This is a genomic window from Pseudomonas fakonensis (genome assembly GCF_019139895.1).
Taxonomy (GTDB): domain Bacteria; phylum Pseudomonadota; class Gammaproteobacteria; order Pseudomonadales; family Pseudomonadaceae; genus Aquipseudomonas; species Aquipseudomonas fakonensis.
The window spans coordinates 2,085,491-2,105,916 of sequence record NZ_CP077076.1 but is presented as its reverse complement, the minus strand read 5'-3'; the positions used below and the strand labels follow the sequence as shown (position 1 = coordinate 2,105,916).

Genomic DNA, 20,426 nt, shown 5'->3' with positions numbered 1-20,426 from the left:
GACCTGACGAGTAACACGATGGCTGATTTACCGATCGATGACCTTAACGTTGCCTCCAACGAGACCTTGATCACCCCCGATCAGCTCAAGAAGGAAATCCCTCTCAGCGCCAAGGCCCTGCAGACCGTGACTGCCGGCCGCGAAGTGGTGCGCAATATCCTCGACGGCAAGGACCATCGCCTGTTCGTGGTGGTCGGCCCGTGCTCGATCCATGACATCAAGGCCGCCCACGAGTACGCCGAGCGCCTGAAAGTGCTGGCCGAAGAAGTCTCCGACACCCTGTACCTGGTAATGCGCGTGTACTTCGAGAAGCCGCGCACCACCGTCGGCTGGAAAGGCCTGATCAACGACCCATACCTGGACGACTCGTTCAAGATCCAGGACGGCTTGCACATTGGCCGCCAACTGCTGCTGGACCTGGCCGAAAAAGGCCTGGCCACCGCCACCGAAGCCCTCGACCCGATCTCCCCGCAGTATCTGCAGGACCTGATCAGCTGGTCGGCCATCGGTGCGCGCACCACCGAATCGCAAACCCACCGCGAAATGGCCTCGGGCCTGTCCTCGGCGGTCGGTTTCAAGAACGGCACCGACGGCGGCCTGACCGTGGCCATCAACGCCCTGCAGTCGGTGTCCAAGCCGCACCGCTTCCTTGGCATCAACCAGGAAGGCGGCGTGTCCATCGTCACCACCAAGGGTAACGCCTACGGCCACGTGGTACTGCGTGGCGGCAACGGCAAGCCGAACTATGACTCGGTCAGCGTCGCCCTGTGCGAACAGGACCTGGCCAAGGCCAAGATCAAGGCCAACATCATGGTCGACTGCAGCCACGCCAACTCCAACAAGGACCCGGCCCTGCAGCCGCTGGTGATGGAAAACGTCGCCAACCAGATCCTCGAAGGCAACCAGTCGATCATCGGCCTGATGGTCGAGAGCCACCTGAACTGGGGCTGCCAGGCCATTCCGAAAAACCTCGACGAACTGCAGTACGGGGTCTCGGTCACCGACGCCTGCATCGACTGGGCAGCTACCGAAAAAGCCCTGCGCAGCATGCGCGCCAAGCTCAAGGATGTGCTGCCACAGCGCCAGCGCTGAGGTTCAGGCAAAACGAAAACGCCGGGCAATGCCCGGCGTTTTCATGTGTGCGGTAATTTCAGGCCTTGCTCGAATGGCGCTGCTGGCGCTCCATGTAGCGCTCTACATAGGAACACGAAGGGATCACCGTGTAGCCCATCTGCTCGGCGTACTCCAGGGCCTTTTCGGTCAGCGCGGCGGCAATGCCACGCCCGCGCAGGGCGTTGGGCACGAAGGTGCGGTAGATGTCCAGCGTCTGCTTGCCCAGGTCCATGTACGTCAGGTAGGCCCGGTGACCGTCCACGTTGGTCTCGAACTGATGACCGGCCTGGTCATGGTGGATGGTCAGCGTTTCGCTCATCACTACTCCTCTCAGGTCTCACGGCAGACCCTTGCCTTACCGATGTGGTTTATCCGGCGGAGGAACCTCTACGCCACCTCTGCCCCTTGGACAATCGCACGATCAGGATCGTTCTGGCCACAGGAGCACCTACAAATAGTAGGCGGCACAAGCGGGATTGCTCAAGCGGCGCTGATGAAAATGCCACGTCGGGGTTTGTGCAACCCTGCACAAGGCATGCAACAGTAGCCGGATGTTGTATGGGCTATGACGCTGACGGACACTTAAAGTCACCATTAGTTCACAAAAAAGTTCCGCTACTACAACCGCTTGCGTGCATGCACGAATTTTTCACAGTTGCCCTGCAACCCCCGGGCTGGCGCCCTTGCAGTGAGATTTTTTTTGCGCGTCTTGCGCTCAGTCAGTTTACTTACTACAAGTAATGGGTACTATGTACGCCGGCCAGTTTCTCTTTGTGAGAGATGGCTATTTAATAGAAAGTCCTTGAAGGGGAACACGATGAACAACGTTCTGAAATTCTCTGCTCTGGCCCTGGCCGCAGTTCTGGCTACCGGTTGCAGCAGCGTATCCAAAGAAACCGAAGCTCGCCTGACCGCTACCGAAGACGCAGCAGCTCGCGCCCAAGCTCGTGCAGACGAAGCTTACCGCAAAGCTGACGACGCTCTGGCAGCTGCTCAGAAGGCTCAGCAAACCGCTGACGAAGCCAACGAGCGCGCTCTGCGTATGCTGGACAAAGCCAGCCGCAAGTAATAATCCTCACGGATTGTTATGGAGCCGACCCACTTGTGGGTCGGCTTTTTTATTGCCTGGTGAAAAGCGTGCAGGCAAAAACGAAAAGGCCTGCACTAAGGCAGGCCTTTGGCAACTAGCAAACGCTTACTGCAGTTCTGCCGGAATGCTCGAAACCACCGGCGCCGAACCATTGCCGTTGACCGGCACGGCGATCTCTACCGGCATGCCATCTTCGGCGGCAACCACATCACGCACCATGTCCCAGTTCATGCGCAAGTTGTTGGCCAGGTCTTCGCGCTTGAGCAGCGCATTGATGACTGCGGTGTGCTTGTCGACCACCGACGGGTTGCCGTGATCGTCCAGCGGCGTGTGCGCCTCCAGGTACACCTTGCCGCCACTGATACCGAACTTGTACGGCTCGTTCATGATGCGCACCGGGGTGCCGACCGGGACCATCTTCGAAAGCGTCAGCACGTTGTTGTTGAGCATACGGAAGCAACCATGGCTGGTGCGCATGCCAATGCCGAACTTCTTGTTCGAGCCGTGGATCAGGTAGCCCGGCACGCCCAGGGTGAACTTGAACGGCCCCAGCGGGTTGTCCGGGCCTGCCGGTACCACGGTCGGCAGGATGTCGCCGTCAGCGGCGTGCTCGGCGCGGATCGAGGCTGGCGGCGTCCAGGTCGGGTTGGGCGTCTTGGCGGTGATCTTGGTGTTGGCGATCGGCGAGCCCCAGCCCTCACGGCCGATACCCAGCGGGAAGGTGTGCACCACGTTCTGCCCTTTCGGGTAGTAGTACAGGCGGTACTCGGCAAGGTTGATGACGATACCTTCGCGCGGGCCGGGCGGCAGGATGTAGCGGGTCGGCAGCACAATTTCAGTGCCGGCACCCGGCAGCCAGGGGTCGACGCCGGGGTTGGCGGCGATCATTTCCAGGTAGCCCAGGTCGTTGGCGGTGCCGATGTCGGCGAAGGTGTCTTCGTACTTGGCCTTGATCACCTGCACCTGGCCGACGACGTCTTCACCGGGCGGTGGCAGTGGCAGCTCCAGCGCAACAGCAGGGCCGGCTGCCAGCAGGGCGGCCAGGGAGAGGCTACGGGTGACGGCGGGAAAGCGCGGCAACATCCGGTAAATCCTTCGAAAGATCAGTCAAGGGAAACGATTGTACACCTGCCCCGAAACAAGCGGGAGGCGTTGGCAGGCTGCAAGCGTTTCAGATGATGAAAGGTGTTTCACGCAAACGGCTCAGAGCTCCGGCCACACCGGCCGCATGCCACGGCGCTGCGCCTCGAGGATGGCCTTGCACAAGGGGCACAGGCGCTCGTCGCGGTAGATGGCGCGCGCCACCCCCGACCAGCGCGGCTGCGCCGGCAGCAGGCCGCCGCACAAGGTACGATCCACCGGCACACCCAGTTCCAGCTGACGGGCCACCAGGTGCACGCGCACTTCCTGGCAGGCAAACAGGTCCAGTTGCTCGTCAGGCTCGATCAGTTGGTAGGCGTACAGGGACCAGGCGGGGCGGGGCATCGGGGGCACTCGAATCGGGGGGCGCAACATTAGCCGAAAGCGGCCCCCGATAAAAGCGTCACAGCAAGGGTTTTATCGTCGGCCAGGCGTTTTCCAGCAGGCGCTGCTGGGCGACCTGTGCCGGGTGCAGGCCGTCGGCCTGCATCATCTCGGGCACGCCCCCCACCCCATCGAGGAAGAACGGCACCAGCGCGACCTTTTTCTGGCTGGCCAGCTGTTCATACACCTGGGCAAATGCGGTGGTGTAGCGTACCCCGTAGTTGGGCGGCAGGCGCATGCCCAGCAGCACCACCTTGGCACCGGCCTGGCGGGAGCGGTCGATCATCGAGGCAAGATTTTGTTGCAATTGCGCTGGCGGCTGCCCGCGCAGGCCATCGTTGCCGCCCAGTTCCAGCACCACCAGCTGCGGCTTGTGCGCTGCAAGCAGCGCCGGCAGCCGCGCCTGGCCGCCGGCACTGGTGTCGCCGCTGATCGAGGCGTTGACCACCGTATCGTCGAAACCCTCGTCCTTCAGCCGCTGCTGCAGCAGGGTGACCCAACCCTGGCGGGTATCCAGGCCAAAACCTGCGCTGATACTATCGCCGACAACCAGCACAGTTCCCGCCGCCGCCCCCTGGGCCAGGCAACACAAGGCCAGGCCGGCACTCAACCACCACATTCGCATCGGATTCTCCATGGGCCCCAGCATTCTCGTTGCGCAGAACCTTAGCAAAGTGGTCCCCAGCGCGGAAGGTGACCTGACCATCCTCCACGCCCTCTCCCTCGACCTCGCCCAGGGCGACAGCCTGGCCATCGTCGGCGCCTCGGGATCGGGCAAGTCCACCCTCCTCGGCCTGCTCGCCGGCCTCGACCAACCCAGCGCCGGCAAGGTAGTGCTGGCCGGCCACGACCTCGGCCCGCTGGATGAAGACCAGCGCGCCCGGGTGCGTGCCGAGCATGTGGGCTTCGTGTTCCAGTCGTTCCAGTTGCTCGACAGCCTCAACGCCCTGGAAAACGTCATGCTGCCGCTGGAGCTGGACGGCCGTCGCGACGCCCGCGAGCATGCCCGCAGCCTGCTCGAGCGGGTCGGCCTGGGTAAACGCCTGAGCCATACCCCGCGTCAGCTTTCCGGTGGCGAACAGCAGCGGGTGGCCATCGCCCGCGCCTTCGCCGCGCAGCCGGCGGTATTGTTCGCCGACGAGCCCACCGGCAACCTCGACAGCCACACCGGCGAGCGCATCAGCGACCTGTTGTTCGAGCTGAACCAGGAGCGCGGCACCACGCTGGTGCTGGTGACCCACGACGAACGCCTGGCGCGGCGCTGCCACCGCCAGATCCGCCTGGATGCCGGCCGCCTGGTGGCGCCCGTGGAGCCATGATGACCCGCCTGTCGTTCCCGCGCCTGTGCGCCCTGGCCCTGCGCCAGCTGCTGCGCGATGCCCGCGCCAGCGAAGTGCGGGTGCTGTTTTTCGCACTGTTGGTGGCAGTAGCCGCCAGCACCGCCATCGGCTACTTCGGTGCCCGGCTCAACGGCGCCATGCAACTGCGTGCCAGCGAATTCCTCGGCGCCGACCTGGTGCTGCAGGGCAGCGCCCCGGCCAGCGAGCAGCAGGTCACCAGCGGCGCGGCGCTGAACCTGCGCCACGCCCGGGTGGTGGAGTTCACCAGCGTGGTGGGTGGCGACAAGGGCATTCAACTGTCGAGCATCAAGGCGGCCGACCCGGCCTACCCGCTGCGCGGCCAATTGCGCAGCGCACCCGCCCCCTTTGGCTTGGAAACACCCGGCGGCGGCCCGGCAGCCGGCGAAGCCTGGGTCGAGCCGCGCCTGCTGGTGGCCCTTGACCTGTCGATCGGCGACAGCATCGACGTGGGCATGAAGACCCTACGCATGACCCGCGTGCTCACCTACGAACCAGACCGCGCCAACAACTTCTACAGCCTCACCCCGCGGGTGTTGATGAACCTCGCCGACCTGGACGCCACCGGGGTGATCCAGCCTGGCAGCCGGGTCAGCTACCGCGACCTGTGGCGCGGCGAACCCGAGGCCCTGGCGCACTACCGACAAGGCGTCGAAGGGTCGCTGGCCGCCAACCAGCGCCTGCTCGACACCCGCGACGGCAACCGGCAGATCGGCGGCGCCCTGGGCAAGGCTGAGCGTTACCTGAACATGGCCAGCCTGGTGGCAGTGCTGCTGGCCGGCGTTGCCGTAGCTCTATCGGCCAGCCGCTACGCCGCCCGGCGCCTGGACGCCAGTGCACTGCTGCGCTGCCTGGGGTTGTCGCGCCACCAGGCCCTGGGCCTGTACTGCCTGCAACTGGCGATGCTGGGCTTCGTGGCGGCGCTGGCCGGCGCGCTACTGGGCTGGCTGGCGCAATTGGGCCTGTTCCGCCTGCTCGAAGGCTTGCTACCCAGCCAGGTGCCGCCTGGCGGCCTGACCCCAGCCCTGGCCGGCATCGGCACCGGGCTGGTGGCCCTGGCCGGGTTTGCTCTGCCACCGCTGGCAGCGCTAGGCCGCGTGCCACCCCTGCGGGTGCTGCGCCGCGACCTGTTGCCGATCCCGCCCAGCAGCTGGCTGGTATACGGCGCGGCACTGCTGGCCCTGGGCCTGATCATGTGGCGCCTGAGCCTGGACCTGCTGCTGACCTTCGCCCTGCTCGGCGGCGGGCTGATCGCTGCGCTGGTGCTCGGCGGGCTGTTGCTGCTGGGGCTGCGCAGCCTGCGCCAACTGCTGGCCGGCGCGCCGCTGGCCTGGCGCCTGGGCCTGGGCCAGTTGCTGCGCCACCCACTGGCCGCCGCCGGCCAGGCCCTGGCCTTCGGCCTGATCCTGCTGGCCATGGGGCTGGTGGCGCTGCTGCGCGCCGAGTTGCTGGACAACTGGCAGGCGCAGTTACCCAAGGATGCCCCCAACCACTTCGCCCTGAACATCCTGGCCGACGACCGCCAGCCGTTCGCCGAACGCCTGGCGCAGATCAACGCCACCTCGGCGCCGCTGTACCCAGTGATCCCGGGGCGCCTCACGCATATCAACGACGAGCCGGTGCGCCAGCTGGTGAGCAAGGAGTCCACCGGCGAGCGCGCCGTGCAGCGCGACCTGAGCCTGACCTGGTCTGCCGAACTGCCTCAAGGTAACGCGCTGAGCGCCGGCAGTTGGTGGCAGCAGGTACCGGCCGACGACGCGATACCTGGGGTTTCGGTGGAAGCGGAACTGGCACAGAGCCTGAAGCTGCAACTGGGCGACCTGTTGACCTTCGACATCGGCGGCCAGCAGCGCCAGGCGCGGGTCAGCAGCCTGCGCACGGTGCACTGGGACAGCTTCCAGCCGAACTTCTACATGATCTTCCAGCCCGGCACGTTGCAGGGGCTGCCCACCACCTACCTGACCAGCTTCTACCTGGAACCGGGGCACGACCAGGAGGTGGTGGCACTGTCGCGAGCCTTCCCCGCGGTGACCATCCTGCAAGTCGATGCCCTGCTGGCGCAGCTACGCAGCATCCTCGCCCAGGTGACCCTGGCGGTGGAGTACGTGCTGCTGTTCGTGCTGGCGGCAGGCTTGGCGGTGTTGTTCGCCGGCTTGCAGGCGACGCTGGATGAACGCATTCGCCAGGGCGCGCTGTTACGGGCGCTAGGCGCGGCGCGGCCGCTGCTGGTGAAGGCGCGGCGCATCGAGTTCGGTTTGCTGGGGGCTGTGAGCGGGTTGCTGGCGGCGCTGGGCTGCGAGCTGATTACCTGGGCGCTGTACCGCTATGCGTTCGACCTGCACTGGGCGCCGCACCCGTGGCTGCTGGTGCTGCCATTGGCAGGGGCGGTGCTGGTGGGCGGGGCCGGGGTGCTGGGCACCCGCCGGGCTCTGAATGCCAGCCCGTTGGCGGTGTTGCGCGAGAGTTGAGGCTGGCGGCTCGGGCCCCATCGCCGGCAAGCCGGCTCCTACAGGGGTATGTGATTGCCTGTAGGGGCCGGCTTACGGCTGATAGCGAATACTGTTGACGTACCAGGTCGCCTCACCGGTCGGCGTCTGTACCCGCACTTCATCGTCCTGGCCTTTTTTGAGCAGGGCGCGGGCCATGGGCGAATCGATGGAGATGTAGTCATTGCGGCCATGGATTTCGTCATAGCCGACAATGCGAAAGGTCAGTTGCTCGCCGTCATCGTTCTCGATTTCCACCCAGGCGCCAAAAAATACCCGGCCTTCCTGCTCCGGCGCATACGCCACCACCTTGACGTCTTCCAGGCGCTTGCGCAGGTAGCGCACGCGGCGGTCGATCTCGCGCAGCAGCTTCTTGTTGTACTGGTATTATCACCCCAACCCCAGAACTACTATTTCCCTGCCCCGCGCACGAATTCACAGACAAACCCAACCCGCCGAGCCAATCCCACCCCGGAAAGCCAATCATCCTTCATCCTCTCAAGCCTGATCGCCTTCCCCCAACCTGAATGCTCCACAAGAAAGCATCAAGCACATGGCGCGGCGTGCGCCCAGAAAAAGCCTCATCCCAGGGTGCGCCCCATCCCCCCCTCATCTCTGGTCACCCCCACCAAAAACCGCCCTTTATACAAATGCCATTTTTCTGACACCCACCTAGAAACGAGAGACTGACAAATCCCCTCCGGAGCGACCCTCAAAAAAGCATCCTCAGATGCAGCACCAGCCCCCCCCCTAAACCCTCTCCCATTTCCGAAACGCTACCGCCCTCTGCCAGAGAGTGCCCCGCCAGACCGAAAGCTATCTATATAGAAGAGAAGCACTGTGACTGAGGTGCGACTGGAACGGAGGCATCCATAAAACCTATCCGAGGGCTGCTCGCACGAACCCGAAGCACAAACCCACCCGCATCAGCCGCCCCCACAAAGCATTGCTTCCAAGAGATTGGTGCCTAGCGCGACACGGGCATTGACCCACTCAAGGTGCTGGAGCCAATTTCACCCCTGCCTCCAGGAGGAGCTGCACCGGAGAATTAAGAGACCTAGCGAGCCCCCCCCAGAAGCAGCGAGACCATTCACCCATCTAGCCCTCCGCCACCCGAGATGCGGAAGCCGGGAGATAACCCCGGAAGCACACGGAGGAAAAGCAACCCCGTAAGACCACCACAAGGTAGCACCTCATTGCGTCCTGACAGACCTCCTAGCCCCACCACCCAAAATCTTTCACCCCCGGGGCCAGGGCACGAAGCGCGACCGAAACATCCGCCACGACCCAAGACAGCACCTTAAGTGAACGCTAGCCGCCACCGCACAGCTCGGTCAGATCAAAGCGCGCCCATCCAGTGAGCACCTGCCAAACAACAACCCCCACCATCAGACATGACCACCTTAGCCCTTAGCAATTTGCGAGCTCTATCCCACCCAGCGGCAAGCCCGCCCTAATACCAAGCTTGGTGATGTGCACACGAATGCGAGTCAAAGCTGGATAGAGAAAGCGAACGAGGTGACCGAGGCGAGCGGCGCCGACTGATTCTCATGCGAGTGCGGGTGCGGGTGCGGGTGCGGGTGCGGCAAAAAGTAGCCCAAATGGGCTGTTTTCTGAAGATGCGCAGTGGTAACATCTTATACCAATGTACATTTGAATAGTACACCGAGTGTACTTAAGGCGTCAAGCATGTCAGCTGAGATTTTTTTCAGTCCAGTCTTTCCAGCAGAGACCTATGCCCTCGCACCCCGTCACTCCGCGACCGCCAAGGCCGTCGCGCCTACGCACCCCACTCGCCATAGCCATCCGAGACCAGAGCCCAGCAGAAGCCCAATCTCAAGCCAGCTGCCCACCTACCTGGGAGCACGGCGCTGATGCAAATCATGAAGATGCCCCTGCTGACGGCGATCAAGATCAAGGTCGAGTACCAAGGCCCCACCCAGCTCAAAAAAATTCGGCTTCCGGCCTTGGTCACCCGCGAAGGAGTACTGATCTCCCTGCTCCAATACCTGAGCGAAGCACACAGGAGCAATTCGTGGCGCGCGAAGGTGACCTCCGCCGTGGGGATGCTCCTGGACTACATCGCGCTGAGCGGTATTCCTTTCGACAACCCAACCACGCTACTGCGATCGTTCCGTACCGCATTGAAGAGCGGCACCATTGATCTGAGCCTTGAAGATCCGACTGGCCTCTACTGGCCCAACCGGAGTCAAGCGAATGCGGATGACATCGTTACTCTACTGACTGGATACACCGACTGGCTGACCAAGCAGCCGGGGCACAGTGGTGTGGTCATGAATCCGATTAGAGAAGCTACGAAGCACGAAGAGAGATTGAACTGGTGCGCTTATCATCATCGTCAAGACAATAAACTTCTCAGCCACTTAACATCAGACGAAGAGCGAGAAATGAATCGCTTCAGACGTGAAGTAGGAAGGGAGAGAGCGTCACCTGTGATCCTTGACGAAGTAAAACGCTTCCCTCAAGAACACTTCAATACGCTGATTGATGAAGGCTTTGTAATCGCCAGCCCTCGAAGTGAGGACAAGCGCCTGCGAATGGATTATAAAAGCCAGGCCATGACCCTTCTGATGAATCATGGCGGGCTTCGCAAGAGCGAGCTATTTCATATCTATCTTGACGACATCGAAATTGATGTAGAGCGCTGCGAGGCCATAGTCCGGGTTCATCATCCCTCCCAGGGTAAAGCGCCCGAGAAAGGCTATAAAAATCGTGAAGACTATCTGCTACGCAAATTCCGCATGAAACCGCGAACAGATTATTTGAAATCGGAATCACTGCACGCGGGATGGAAAGCCCCAACGACGAACACGCAGATGTTTTTCGTAGTTTCCTTCTATCCACCCGTAAAGGCTCAGGAATTCCTGCTCGCCTTTCAAAACTACCTTCTATACCAAAGAGTGGACTCGAAAGGCAGACATCCATTTGCGTTTACAAACTCAAAGGGCAGGCCTGAAACCATTAAAAACTTCCAGCGCCTACACACAGCCGCAGTGATAAGAATCGGCCTGGGCTGCTCCAAATATCAGGGCACAAGTGAGCATGGCCATCGACATGCATACGGTTACCGTCTTGCAGATAACGGTTTTACTCAACTCGAAATTCAACGCTCCATGCACCATGCGCACCCCGATTCTTGCTTGGTTTACCTACAAGCGACAGATGAGGATCTAAGGGAGCGGATGCGAAAAACCGAGGCCAAGAATAGAACTTCTGCACCAGTGGAAACCTTCGAATCTGAAGATATCGAGGCTCTTGGTCGCCCTTTAGCCAGCTACCGGGGCATAACACGACCCAGGAATTAACCGCGCGCCATAAGCGCTAATCAAGCACCTCAAGCTGCTGACCGATCCGCTCAAAAACTACTGGTCAACCAAGCTTACAACCACTTTTGTGCAAAGCGCTCAGAAGCGAATCCGCACGCCTTTGAGCTTGAGAATTTCTTATAAGGACGAAAGACCATGCCAATCAAGAAAGAACTTTACGAAACCTACGAAGAAGCGCGCGCAGCGTGTATTAAGCTGGGGTTCAAAACAGTTGTTGATTACAACAAGCGACGCTCTGAAGACCCCATGCTACCTTCAGCCCCTTACCAGATGTATGCTAGTAAATGGACGGGCTATGGCGATTATTTCGGCAGGCCGAAGGTGAAAGTCTATAGCTACGTCGAAGCTAAAGCTGCCGTTCTTAAACTAGGTATAACTTCTGCAAGGGGCTACCAAGACACATACAAACAAGACCCGTATCTCCCCGCCAGCCCCCACGTGCATTATGAAAAGGATTGGATAAGCTGGGACGACTTCCTCGACAAAGAGGAAAAGTATCAGGATTTTTTTGAGGCGCGACTGATCGCACGCTCTTACAACTTCAGAACCATTCAAGACTATAGGGACACTTGCGCAAGTGTAGACACGCGACTTTATGTAGCCCCTGATCTTGTATACAAAGAATGGAATGGATGGTATGACTATCTCGGCATTGAGAAGCGCCCGACGTTGCTGACCTACGAAGACGCTAAGGAATTGGTTGCTAAGCACGGCATCAAAACGGGTCGCCAGTACATCGAATTTAGGAAGTCTCATCCCGAGCTTCCAGTGTCACCCAGCAACTGTTACAAAAAGCACTGGGTGGACTGGGCTACTTTTCTGCAGCAAAAGCCTGATCCTTACGAGAGTTACTTTGAAGCACAGCAGGCAGCAAAATTCGCTGGCATAAGCACAGCCGAAGAATATGCCGCTTGCTATCTTGAAGAAGACCCAAGACTCCCCAAAGACCCCGCGAAGACATATAAAGACTCTTGGATCAGCTGGGAAGAATTCCTCGGCACAGTGCCAAAGTATGAAGATATCGATCAAGCGACTGCAGCTATCCAACGACTAGGAATTAAAACCAAAGCTGAATATCTTAACCGATTCCGCGAGGACAGCCTACTGCCACGATACCCAGAAATCATCTACAAACATCAGTGGCCCGAAACCGGATGGAGAGTATTCCTATACGGTGCGTTCTACCCAACGATGCAATCTGCAAGCGCAGCTGCGAGGGCACTCGGCGCTGTGACCATGAAAGATTACGCAGAGCTTTGCCATCTTGACCCTAAGCTCCCAAAGGCTCCTCTCGGAGTGTACAAAGAGTGCGAATCATGGGTGCATTTTATCCTTCCTGAGCGATGCAATACTTATGAGGAGGCAAAATTCGCCGTGAAGGTAATTGGCATAAAAAATAGCGCTGAGTATCGTCAAAAATATGCACTTTACCCTTGCCTACCCGCCAATCCGCATCGTGACTTTCACAACGACTGGGTCGATTGGTATGACTTCTGCGATATTGTTCAGCCATACTCTTTCGATGAAGCGAAAGAATTGCTGAGTCATCTTAATATAGTTTCCGCCGCCGATTACAAAAAACATATTGTAGCCAGTAATGATCGCCGCTTTCCATTCGCGCCAGACAAAGTATACCAAGCATCTTGGATCAACTGGGCTGACTACCTTGGCCGAGAGCAACCGTATACCATAGTCACGATCCCGAAAAGCCATGCAGCATGGCAATATGTCCTCGGATCGCATTTGAAAGCGGTAAAATCCGGCTATGTTAAAGAAAACCACCTGGTGCGATTCGTCCGCGATTTTCTTGTTCCATTGAACATCGGCCAAGATCCAACAGCAATCTTCACAACAGACAGATTTACGCTATCGGAGTTTGAGCTATTCATTGGGAGCATCAAAAAAACTCTACAGCGAAAAGTCGTTCAAACGCTCCGTGAGTTCGCACAGAGCTATATCAAAGACAATCTTTGCGTCAATTGCGAGGATACCGGTGAGCGCACTTTGATTCCGGGCGCGCGTGATCCATTCGCGCCGCTCAACAAAGAGATTGGCGTGGTCATCAAACCGAGCGAGACGGTTAAACCTGCTCTAGCGTACCACTTTGTTGACGAACTCAAAGAATGGATCATTCCTCCTTCTGCCAATAGCTTTTCCGACCTGACTCACCTTCATGAGTTTAAAGCAGACTGGTTTGATATCGACGAAGACCAAATTGATCGTAATGACCCAGACTGTGTTTGGAAGCTTGAAAATGGAAAATACAAGATCTGGTTCCCTGGATCTTGGATGCATACCTATGCACTGGCATCTGTTCCAGTTCGCGGAATCCAACTCGCATACGTCGATTCAGGTGAAGGTGACGATGAAATTCCTGTGCTTGAAGGAGGAGAAATTTCCTGGAAGCCCAATCCATTGCCTTTCCGCGGCTGCAAGAAGAATCAGGGATTTGTAAAAAAATATCCCAAAAAAGAACTTGGCATGCACATCACCACCAATAAGACGTCGCGTACTCACCCGGAGTACGACATCCCTTGGATTCCCGAACCCCTAGCAATTTGGTGCATTCGGTTTCGAAACTGGCAAACCAAATACAACCCTATCAGCAAACCCATGCGATGGGAAGACTGCGAAAATACCAATTTAAACCTTGAAGATCGCAAGGCAAAGCAGGAAAACTGCTTTTTATTTAGAGACTTCAACAAAGAAGAATGCATCGGAAGCTTTAGCCTTCGCTTAGGATGGCGAATTGCAATTGCACTTTTCAATATTCAACCACCCGAAATAGAGCTAGCCACGCTTGATGGCGATCCAAATAACGTAAGCTCTTACTCTTCCCAGTACACCGCTCACACCATGCGGGTCAGCCTTATTACCGCGTACGTGATGGAATTCAGACTTCCTCTAACTGACATCGTGAAAATTGCCGGCCACAGCTCCGTAATCATGTCCATATATTACGTTAAAGCGAATGGCGAAATGTTGCGCATGAAATACGAGGATGGTGAAAAAAGAGCGCTAGCCGACCGAGCTAAGGCCGTTTGGCAAATGGTTCAGCAGGGACGAGCGAATGCAGTCAAAGGTCAGCTCATTGCTAACAACGAAGAGGCCATTAAACGTTTCGCTGGAGATATAGCTGCTGGTAGTGCGTTGTTCCGTGATTACGGGATCTGCACATTTGCCGGTAGTCGCTGCCACGACGGCCACCTCAATGAGCTTGGAAAAGCTATAGCAGTTCCGGCTGGTTACCTGGGCAGTGAAAACTGCATCCGTTGCCGTCATTTTGTTACAGGCCCTGTTTTCTTGGGCGGGCTTCTTTCACTGGCCAACGAAATCTCGCTTTCCGCGAGAATGCAATTCGACCACATTGAGAGTATGGGACAGAAAGTCACCTCCATTGAGGAGCGCGTGCGAGAGCTTGGGTACCAACAGCATGATGCGGAGGCTTTAGGACTGGTATTTGATGAAACGCCAATCCGCGAGCTTGAACTGGAAAGACTAGCCATTAAGGGGCAGATAGAAACTGCCTCTCAGAAAGCTAACATGTATTTGTCAGACATGAACTCTATCAACCGACTGGCCAACCAATGCCAGGCAGTCGTCAATAAGCGCATTGACAGTGACGACAACACAGACTCGACTCAGCTTATTATGCACAGCGACCATGAAACCACTCTTCATATTGAAGAAACTTCATTCTTTCACCAGTTGAACGAAGTTTGTGAAAACGCTGAAATCTATATCTCCGCTAAAGCAGAGCTGGCAGTCACGCCTCGAACCCAGCTTTTGGATCGAATGATCCAGTTCAACGAAATGAAACCATCGCTTTTTATGCTAGACGTTAAGCAGCAACTGGCCATTGGCAACCAACTAACAAAATTCATGCTATCTCGACTCAAATCTTGGGAAAAGCTGGATGCGGTAGTGGATGGACGCATCCTGATGCGTGACCTCCCCGAACATGAGAAGTTGTCAGAGCACTCTATTCAGCAGTTACTTTCTGGCGCGAAAGCTCAAGAATTGCTGGCCATTGATCGCGACGACAAAACACAAGCCGCGCGCATTGGCGGCATGCCCAAAAATCCAAACCGTGCTTCCCAAACTCACGCATTGATCGAATATCAAGAGGAGGTCTCCGCATGATGTCGCCTGAAGAAACCCTAGAAAGCCTTAAGGCCAGCAGCCCACCTCGGGTACATAAAACCCTAGACGCTGTTTACTTGGCTTGTAGAGATCAGAAGGAGCGCAAGAGTACCGACTTCAGCTATGCGATGATCGCAAAGGTTGGCAAGGTGTACGGCGTCCCAGCTAAACAGAGCCTTCACAATGAGGGCGGCGCCCGATACCGTGCCTTGATCGATGCCTTCGCTGCGGAAGTTCCACCAAAGCCGAAGCCTATTTCTGGTAAGTATGCATGGATTGAAGGACTGCCCCTTGGGGAGCAGAAATTACTGACCAGCATGCTACTTGCAGAATTAAAAGCTGCGGAGTTCAAACTTAGAGAAATATTGCCGCCAAACAAGATAGTCAGTATCGATACTCGTCAGCAACCGTCAGAGATATTCAAGCTTTTGCCAGGGGAAAGACGCGCACTTGAGTACTTAGTTTCCAGTGACTTCCTTTCTGAACGCTCACTTACACTTGGCACTCGCGGCGATGCCTATGGGCCTGAAGGCGAGCAATTGTTTCGCCCAGGTACCTTCAACGCGTTAAAAAAAGCGCTTGAGTATCTTTGAGCAGCCATCGGATCTGCGGCTCACACTGTGGACTCGGGGCCAGTGGCCTACCGGAACGGTGGCGCACAGCGCCTATGGCCGTTCGACAAGCCCACGCTACCGTTCGGAGCGATGCACTCGGCAACATGCCTACTCTGAGTCGGTTACCCATCATTTGGCCCGCTTGGGATAGATCTAGGTTGCCTCACCTCGCAATCTAGGTCTGCGCGTGCTCGGCTTCGATGAGATAGGCCTTGCCTTGATTGCCCTAATCCACCCAAATCGGTTCGACTTCTAGAACGAAGGGAGCGTCCAGCCTGCACCGTAAGTGCTAGTAATACGCTTACCTGGCCCTTCAAGCTGGGGGGTTGGCTCTAAACATTGTAAGAGCGAGCCGTTTGCGTGTTAGCCTCACCCATAAGCCAGCCGGCAAGAGCCACCTCCAGCATCGGAACCTCACCGACGCCGAAACTGATAGTTTGCCGACTGCGGCCCTGCTCAGCCCGACCACTCTTGGAGCCAGTATTGCCAACTAACATTATCACCCGCGCAGGCCACAATGCCCTCAAAGCAGAACTGGATCATCTCTGGCACACCTATCGCCCCGAGATCACTCAAAAAGTGACATGGGCGGCGTCCCTAGGCGATCGCAGTGAGAACGCGGATTACCAATACAACAAAAAGCTGCTTCGAGAAATTGACCGCCGTATTAGATACCTTCGTAAGCGACTGGAGGATATTCGCATTGTTGATTATGCGCCCGAGCAGGAAGGCAAGGTATTCTTCGGTGCCTGGGTCGAGATTGACAACGAGGAAGGTGACAGCAAACGATTCAGGATTGTCGGTTACGACGAGATCTACGGTCGCAATGATTACATCTCTATTGACTCGCCCATGGCGCGTGCACTTCTGAAGAAAGAAGAAGGTGATGAGGTCACGGTGCAAACACCGACAGGCGAAGCGACCTGGTTCATCGCACATATATCGTATGACCAAGACACCAGCTCCCCATGAACTTCGCTCCCGCCTTAGCCGATTAGCCGGAGCCGGGGAGTTAAGTCGCTCCCCTTCATTGTGGCTTTACCTCCTCACATGGTAAGCTTTAGGCTTCGGATTACCTGAACCGAGCGGTCGGCTTGCGAAAGCATTTGCTATCAGGCGCTTCACTCTCTTGCACGCATTTCGACAATTGTCAGCGAGCAGCCGACATCCTGGCGCTTGGAGATATGCAATGCGAGTTCCCGTCTTTCCTGACGACCTTAAAAGCCACAGTTTTAAAAGGCTAGCCAAAGCCTTTCAAAAGAACTGGCCTGGCACCCAGCCTATTCAGCTTTCTCTAGCTCAAAAGCTTCTAGCAAAAGGACTGGGCTATCAGGGTTATCACGACCTCATGAAACAGGCTGAGAGTTACCCTGACAATTCGGCAGCTCCCACCCAAGCAGCTATTCAATTTAATATTTCAGAAATGACTAAGGCAGAGCTGAGCCACAGCGGAGTGCCACCAGAAGCGATCTCATCCTTTGTCTCTAAATTACCGCTATATGTACTAAGCGTTTATCACACTCCTGGACGGTCGTACCGCGCACCCGCATCAAACATAGCCATCAGAAAAACGCCAAAATTTAAATTATCTCCAAAAGAACTTAATATTTTGGTGGAGCATGTGGCAAGCCAAGGCAGCCTTCGCGACAATGCCCTGATGGAGTTCATAGTTACGGGAGCTCGGCCCCATGAGTTCCTTGGCCTACAGAAGAAGCATATCCGCCTCTCATCCGAGCACCTCATTGCCAAGAATGATAAATTTGTTCAGGCCCTGCCTCTCCGTAGCACCCTAGCCATGATTAGCGCCCGCAACGAATACAACCGGGAAGACTTCCTGTTTCCGTCTTCAGGAGACAGCTCAAAGCCAATGAGCAACCGAGAATTTGGCAGACTTTTTAAAGCGTGGACAAAAGCATGCAATTTGGATTCTACTGTGACCCCACACAGTGCTAGAGTAGCGGTAATAAGGTCACTTTTCGAGAATAGCGCAGTTGATCCACGTAAGCTTAAGGAACTAATGAGTCACAAGTTTCACCCAGCACTCCTGAACTATTATAAGTCTTTTGGGGCCAACGGCTCTTAGCGTTTCATAGCTTGCCCGACGCGCTTTTGATAAAACGACTCGACCGCCGGGAGCTAAGCCCCCGGTTGTCGATGATCCATCACTCAAAGATGAACCAGTCTCGGTTACCTCGTCTCTCGCCTTCCAGGTATCGACCTGTCGCGCCCATCAATCGAGTTCTCGTCATGACCGCGCCCCGAAAATCCGTACCATCAACGCGCGCCCTGCTGAAGCTCGAACGAGCGAGGTAAGACAGGCGGAAATCAGCATGCCGAAGATCGGCCCCATCAAAATTGGTATCGGCAGCGACAACACCAGGGCTAACGGAAGGATCGCAATAGGTCTGATAGAAACGCGCATGTCTGAGGTCGGCGTTTTCGAACGACGGTACTGTCCATAGGTCATGGATCATTGAGAACGGTGCGATCAGCCCACTCAGATCCAGATACCTCAGACGGTAGTGCTGCGAGAGCTTACACATCAGCAAATCGCTGAAATGGAAGCCGGCAAAAGTCACCCCGTGCTTGGAGGCTGCTTGTTGCACTGGCATACGGTGCTCCAGGGCGTATTGCAAGGCCTTGAGTTGGCGGTAGTAGATGCCTGGTCGCCATACTGGGTAGGGGTTGTTGATCCACTTACCCTCCATCAAATTGCGCTCAACGAACCGGCCCGTCAGCTCCTGAATTACCGAAAGTTCGGACAGACCATAGCCATATTCATCGGCCAGCATCTCACGGCATTTTTTGAGGGTTGGGGGCTTTCTGCGACCATGCTGTGCAGAAACCCAGGCCTCACGCAGGCGGTTGCGCAACTGACGGGTTTCGTAATGGAATACAGCTTGAGACTGGGCGAAGAATACGTTGGACATGACTGATCTCCGTTTGCAATCAGACAAACCCCAGTAGTCCGAAGGAAAGAGCTCAGTTTATGAAATGTGGGCGAAACGTTTGACGGTGCATAGGCTTGTACAAGCTGGGGTTTACGCTGCCGTCACAGCGCTGGCCCATAGATTAAGGACAGCCGACGAGGAAGGTCAAGCGGTGCTTGCATCTTTCTGTCCCGAAGCAAAAAGTCATCACGACCCGGCGGGTTCGACTGGCCACGTCATGCCCAATCAGCAGATCATCCAGTACATGATGTTGCCCCTACCCTCTCTCCTGACGACGCTAAGCAGGGCCCACTTGCCTCGCTTCCAAGGCCTTCACGGTCTGCAACTCGTACTTCATGGCATTCAGCTCCGCTTCCGTTCTGCGCAGCTCGCTCCTGACGCCAGACCACATGAGAACCAAGGTCGCGATCTTCTCGCGGCTACCAGCCAATTCCTCAGACATCACATCGAGCTCGTTTTCGAGCAGCATGCACTGCTGCTCCAACAGCTCCTCGCGGGTGAAGAAGGCAAATCGATCGTCGGAAATGGTGACGTCAGCATTCATAGGTATTGACCGGCAGGAGTACAAATGTTCTCTTACGGAGGTTACCGCCAAAGACTGGATGGATCAACAGTGGTTCATCGTAAAAGTGTGGCCAGCAACGCGGCCCAAAGCGGGAATGGCACTCAGGAAGCCCGTGCTAAAGTGCCGACCAGGTAGCCGCTGCACACGCATGCGAGCGCAAGTGGCAGGACGGAGCAGCCACACTGGGAATAGAGATAGAGGAGCAGACCGTGTCACTAAAATCGTCGTTTGCCGCCGTATTGCGTAGGATCCGAAGCAAGCGGAACATTTCCCAACGAGACTTCGGTGACACCAGTCGCACTTACTTGAGCAAGCTGGAAAGCGGTCGCAGCAGCATCACCCTAGATAAGCTGGAACAGATCAGTCAGCGCCTAGAGTTGAGCCCATTGACGCTGATGACCCTGACAATGTGCGAATCCACAGGTCAGTCAGCGGCTGATCTCATGTCCAACGTGTACCGAGAGATATCCAGCCTCGGGAACGCGCAAAATTTGCCTGCCCCGAAAGCGACTTCCAACGTCACCCCGCACAAGCGGAATAGCGAACCCAGGCTCTCCCCTGCTCAAGCGAGGCAAACCGAGCTGTGCTTTTAGCTACAAGAGAGTGCCGACATGCCGATGCAGTATTTGGTGCCCATCCGGCATTTTCAAAACCGCTGTCATTCGGCGCAACTTGCGAAGTCTGAGTACAACGCAAGCAAAGTAGTGACAACGGAGAGATAAATTGCACCAAGTCTTTATCAACGATGACGCTGAAGTTGAGATTGACGAACTGCTCGACTGGCTCAAGGCTCATCATATTGTGGTGCTGAACGCCGTCATGCGGACGACTGCTCGGGACGTCCAAAAGCGGGCCAGCGAGACGATAAAGGATTATCGAGGTAAAGGCCCACATGTCCATCTATTCGAATTCGAGGTTTTGATGAACAACGAACGATGGAGCATGCCTACCTTTACCCACTCTACACGCAATCTGCTAGACATCGCGCAGACTCACCGCATTGTCGACAGAGCGACACGAGTATGGGTAGGTCGAGGCATGGCGAATAACTTCCTCTATACCAACAACGCAGAAATTTAAGGCGCTGATGATGACGATTGACCGCCTCGACGTTGCGCCTCCAGCTTCAATGGTGACGTCGACTGCGCTTGAAGCGGTAGAGCTATTGTCAATACCCTAGCTTAACGCTCCATTGACGGTGCTGCATGCCTTGCATACAGCTTCTAGCTCAAAGG

The 20,426-nt window shown here is 56.8% G+C and carries 17 protein-coding genes and 1 pseudogene; 11 read left to right on the top strand and 7 right to left on the bottom strand.

The genetic code is table 11. The features are described 5' to 3' along the window. Positions 1-18: 18 nt before the first annotated feature. Positions 19-1,092, top strand: a complete 1,074-nt coding sequence (locus tag KSS94_RS09535; protein WP_217842735.1) for a 3-deoxy-7-phosphoheptulonate synthase — start codon at positions 19-21, stop codon at positions 1,090-1,092. Between the two features lie 58 nt (positions 1,093-1,150). On the opposite strand, the gene KSS94_RS09530 is transcribed toward KSS94_RS09535, so the two are convergent. Next, a complete protein-coding gene (locus KSS94_RS09530; RefSeq protein WP_110994199.1) occupies positions 1,151-1,432 on the bottom strand; it encodes a GNAT family N-acetyltransferase in 282 nt (93 codons plus the stop codon). Between the two features lie 498 nt (positions 1,433-1,930). Here KSS94_RS09530 and oprI point away from each other — a divergent pair, with 498 nt between their 5' ends. Beyond that, positions 1,931-2,182 carry an outer membrane lipoprotei OprI gene (oprI, locus tag KSS94_RS09525; RefSeq protein WP_003259780.1) on the top strand — a complete coding sequence of 84 codons (252 nt, stop codon included), beginning with the start codon at positions 1,931-1,933 and terminating at the stop codon, positions 2,180-2,182. Between the two features lie 126 nt (positions 2,183-2,308). Here oprI and KSS94_RS09520 read toward each other — a convergent pair whose 3' ends face one another. From KSS94_RS09520 to KSS94_RS09510, 3 genes are all read right to left on the bottom strand, one after another. Beyond that, positions 2,309-3,286 (bottom strand): L,D-transpeptidase family protein, encoded by a 978-nt coding sequence (locus KSS94_RS09520; RefSeq protein WP_217842734.1) that lies wholly within the window; start codon positions 3,284-3,286, stop codon positions 2,309-2,311. 120 nt (positions 3,287-3,406) lie between these two features. Beyond that, entirely contained in the window at positions 3,407-3,688 is a 282-nt protein-coding gene (locus KSS94_RS09515) for a hypothetical protein (RefSeq protein WP_217842733.1), read from the bottom strand. A 58-nt stretch (positions 3,689-3,746) separates the two neighbouring features. After that, on the bottom strand, positions 3,747-4,352 hold the full coding sequence (locus tag KSS94_RS09510) for an arylesterase (protein ID WP_217842732.1): 606 nt from the start codon (positions 4,350-4,352) through the stop codon (positions 3,747-3,749). A gap of 10 nt (positions 4,353-4,362) precedes the next feature. Here KSS94_RS09510 and KSS94_RS09505 point away from each other — a divergent pair, with 10 nt between their 5' ends. Together KSS94_RS09505 and KSS94_RS09500 are read left to right on the top strand one after the other, a co-directional pair. Then, positions 4,363-5,046 carry an ABC transporter ATP-binding protein gene (locus KSS94_RS09505; RefSeq protein ID WP_217842731.1) on the top strand — a complete coding sequence of 228 codons (684 nt, stop codon included), beginning with the start codon at positions 4,363-4,365 and terminating at the stop codon, positions 5,044-5,046. After that, complete coding sequence (locus KSS94_RS09500) at positions 5,046-7,553, top strand: ABC transporter permease (RefSeq protein ID WP_217843555.1); 2,508 nt, start codon at positions 5,046-5,048, stop codon at positions 7,551-7,553. Before KSS94_RS09505 ends, KSS94_RS09500 begins: the two co-directional genes overlap by 1 nt. 72 nt (positions 7,554-7,625) lie before the next feature. Here the strand turns inward: KSS94_RS09500 and greB (KSS94_RS09495) are convergent. Then, a pseudogene (gene greB, locus KSS94_RS09495) lies at positions 7,626-7,958 on the bottom strand (transcription elongation factor GreB); the annotation flags it as partial. A gap of 1,487 nt (positions 7,959-9,445) precedes the next feature. Between greB (KSS94_RS09495) and gmtY the strand changes: the two are divergent. The 5 genes from gmtY (at position 9,446) to KSS94_RS09470 (ending at position 17,758) form a co-directional block, all read left to right on the top strand. Then, entirely contained in the window at positions 9,446-10,897 is a 1,452-nt protein-coding gene (gmtY, locus tag KSS94_RS09490; protein WP_217842730.1) for a gamma-mobile-trio recombinase GmtY, read from the top strand. A gap of 156 nt (positions 10,898-11,053) precedes the next feature. After that, a complete protein-coding gene (gene gmtZ, locus KSS94_RS09485; RefSeq protein ID WP_217842729.1) occupies positions 11,054-15,061 on the top strand; it encodes a gamma-mobile-trio integrase GmtZ in 4,008 nt (1,335 codons plus the stop codon). Then, on the top strand, positions 15,058-15,654 hold the full coding sequence (gene gmtX, locus KSS94_RS09480; RefSeq protein WP_217842728.1) for a gamma-mobile-trio protein GmtX: 597 nt from the start codon (positions 15,058-15,060) through the stop codon (positions 15,652-15,654). The genes gmtZ and gmtX overlap by 4 nt, the downstream gene beginning before the upstream one ends. A 504-nt stretch (positions 15,655-16,158) precedes the next feature. Further along, the gene (greB, locus tag KSS94_RS09475; RefSeq protein WP_217842727.1) at positions 16,159-16,647 is read left to right on the top strand and encodes a transcription elongation factor GreB; all 489 of its coding nucleotides are present in this window, start codon (positions 16,159-16,161) and stop codon (positions 16,645-16,647) included. Positions 16,648-16,864: 217 nt separating this feature from the next. Beyond that, on the top strand, positions 16,865-17,758 hold the full coding sequence (locus KSS94_RS09470) for a tyrosine-type recombinase/integrase (protein ID WP_217842726.1): 894 nt from the start codon (positions 16,865-16,867) through the stop codon (positions 17,756-17,758). 79 nt (positions 17,759-17,837) lie between these two features. Here KSS94_RS09470 and KSS94_RS09465 read toward each other — a convergent pair whose 3' ends face one another. Together KSS94_RS09465 and KSS94_RS09460 are read right to left on the bottom strand one after the other, a co-directional pair. Beyond that, entirely contained in the window at positions 17,838-18,605 is a 768-nt protein-coding gene (locus KSS94_RS09465) for a pentapeptide repeat-containing protein (protein WP_217842725.1), read from the bottom strand. A 298-nt stretch (positions 18,606-18,903) separates the two neighbouring features. Then, a complete protein-coding gene (locus KSS94_RS09460; protein WP_217842724.1) occupies positions 18,904-19,170 on the bottom strand; it encodes a hypothetical protein in 267 nt (88 codons plus the stop codon). A 230-nt stretch (positions 19,171-19,400) separates the two neighbouring features. Here KSS94_RS09460 and KSS94_RS09455 point away from each other — a divergent pair, with 230 nt between their 5' ends. Together KSS94_RS09455 and KSS94_RS09450 are read left to right on the top strand one after the other, a co-directional pair. Then, on the top strand, positions 19,401-19,784 hold the full coding sequence (locus KSS94_RS09455; RefSeq protein WP_217842723.1) for a helix-turn-helix domain-containing protein: 384 nt from the start codon (positions 19,401-19,403) through the stop codon (positions 19,782-19,784). A gap of 130 nt (positions 19,785-19,914) precedes the next feature. Next, a complete protein-coding gene (locus tag KSS94_RS09450) occupies positions 19,915-20,271 on the top strand; it encodes a hypothetical protein (RefSeq protein WP_217842722.1) in 357 nt (118 codons plus the stop codon). Positions 20,272-20,426 lie beyond the last annotated feature (155 nt).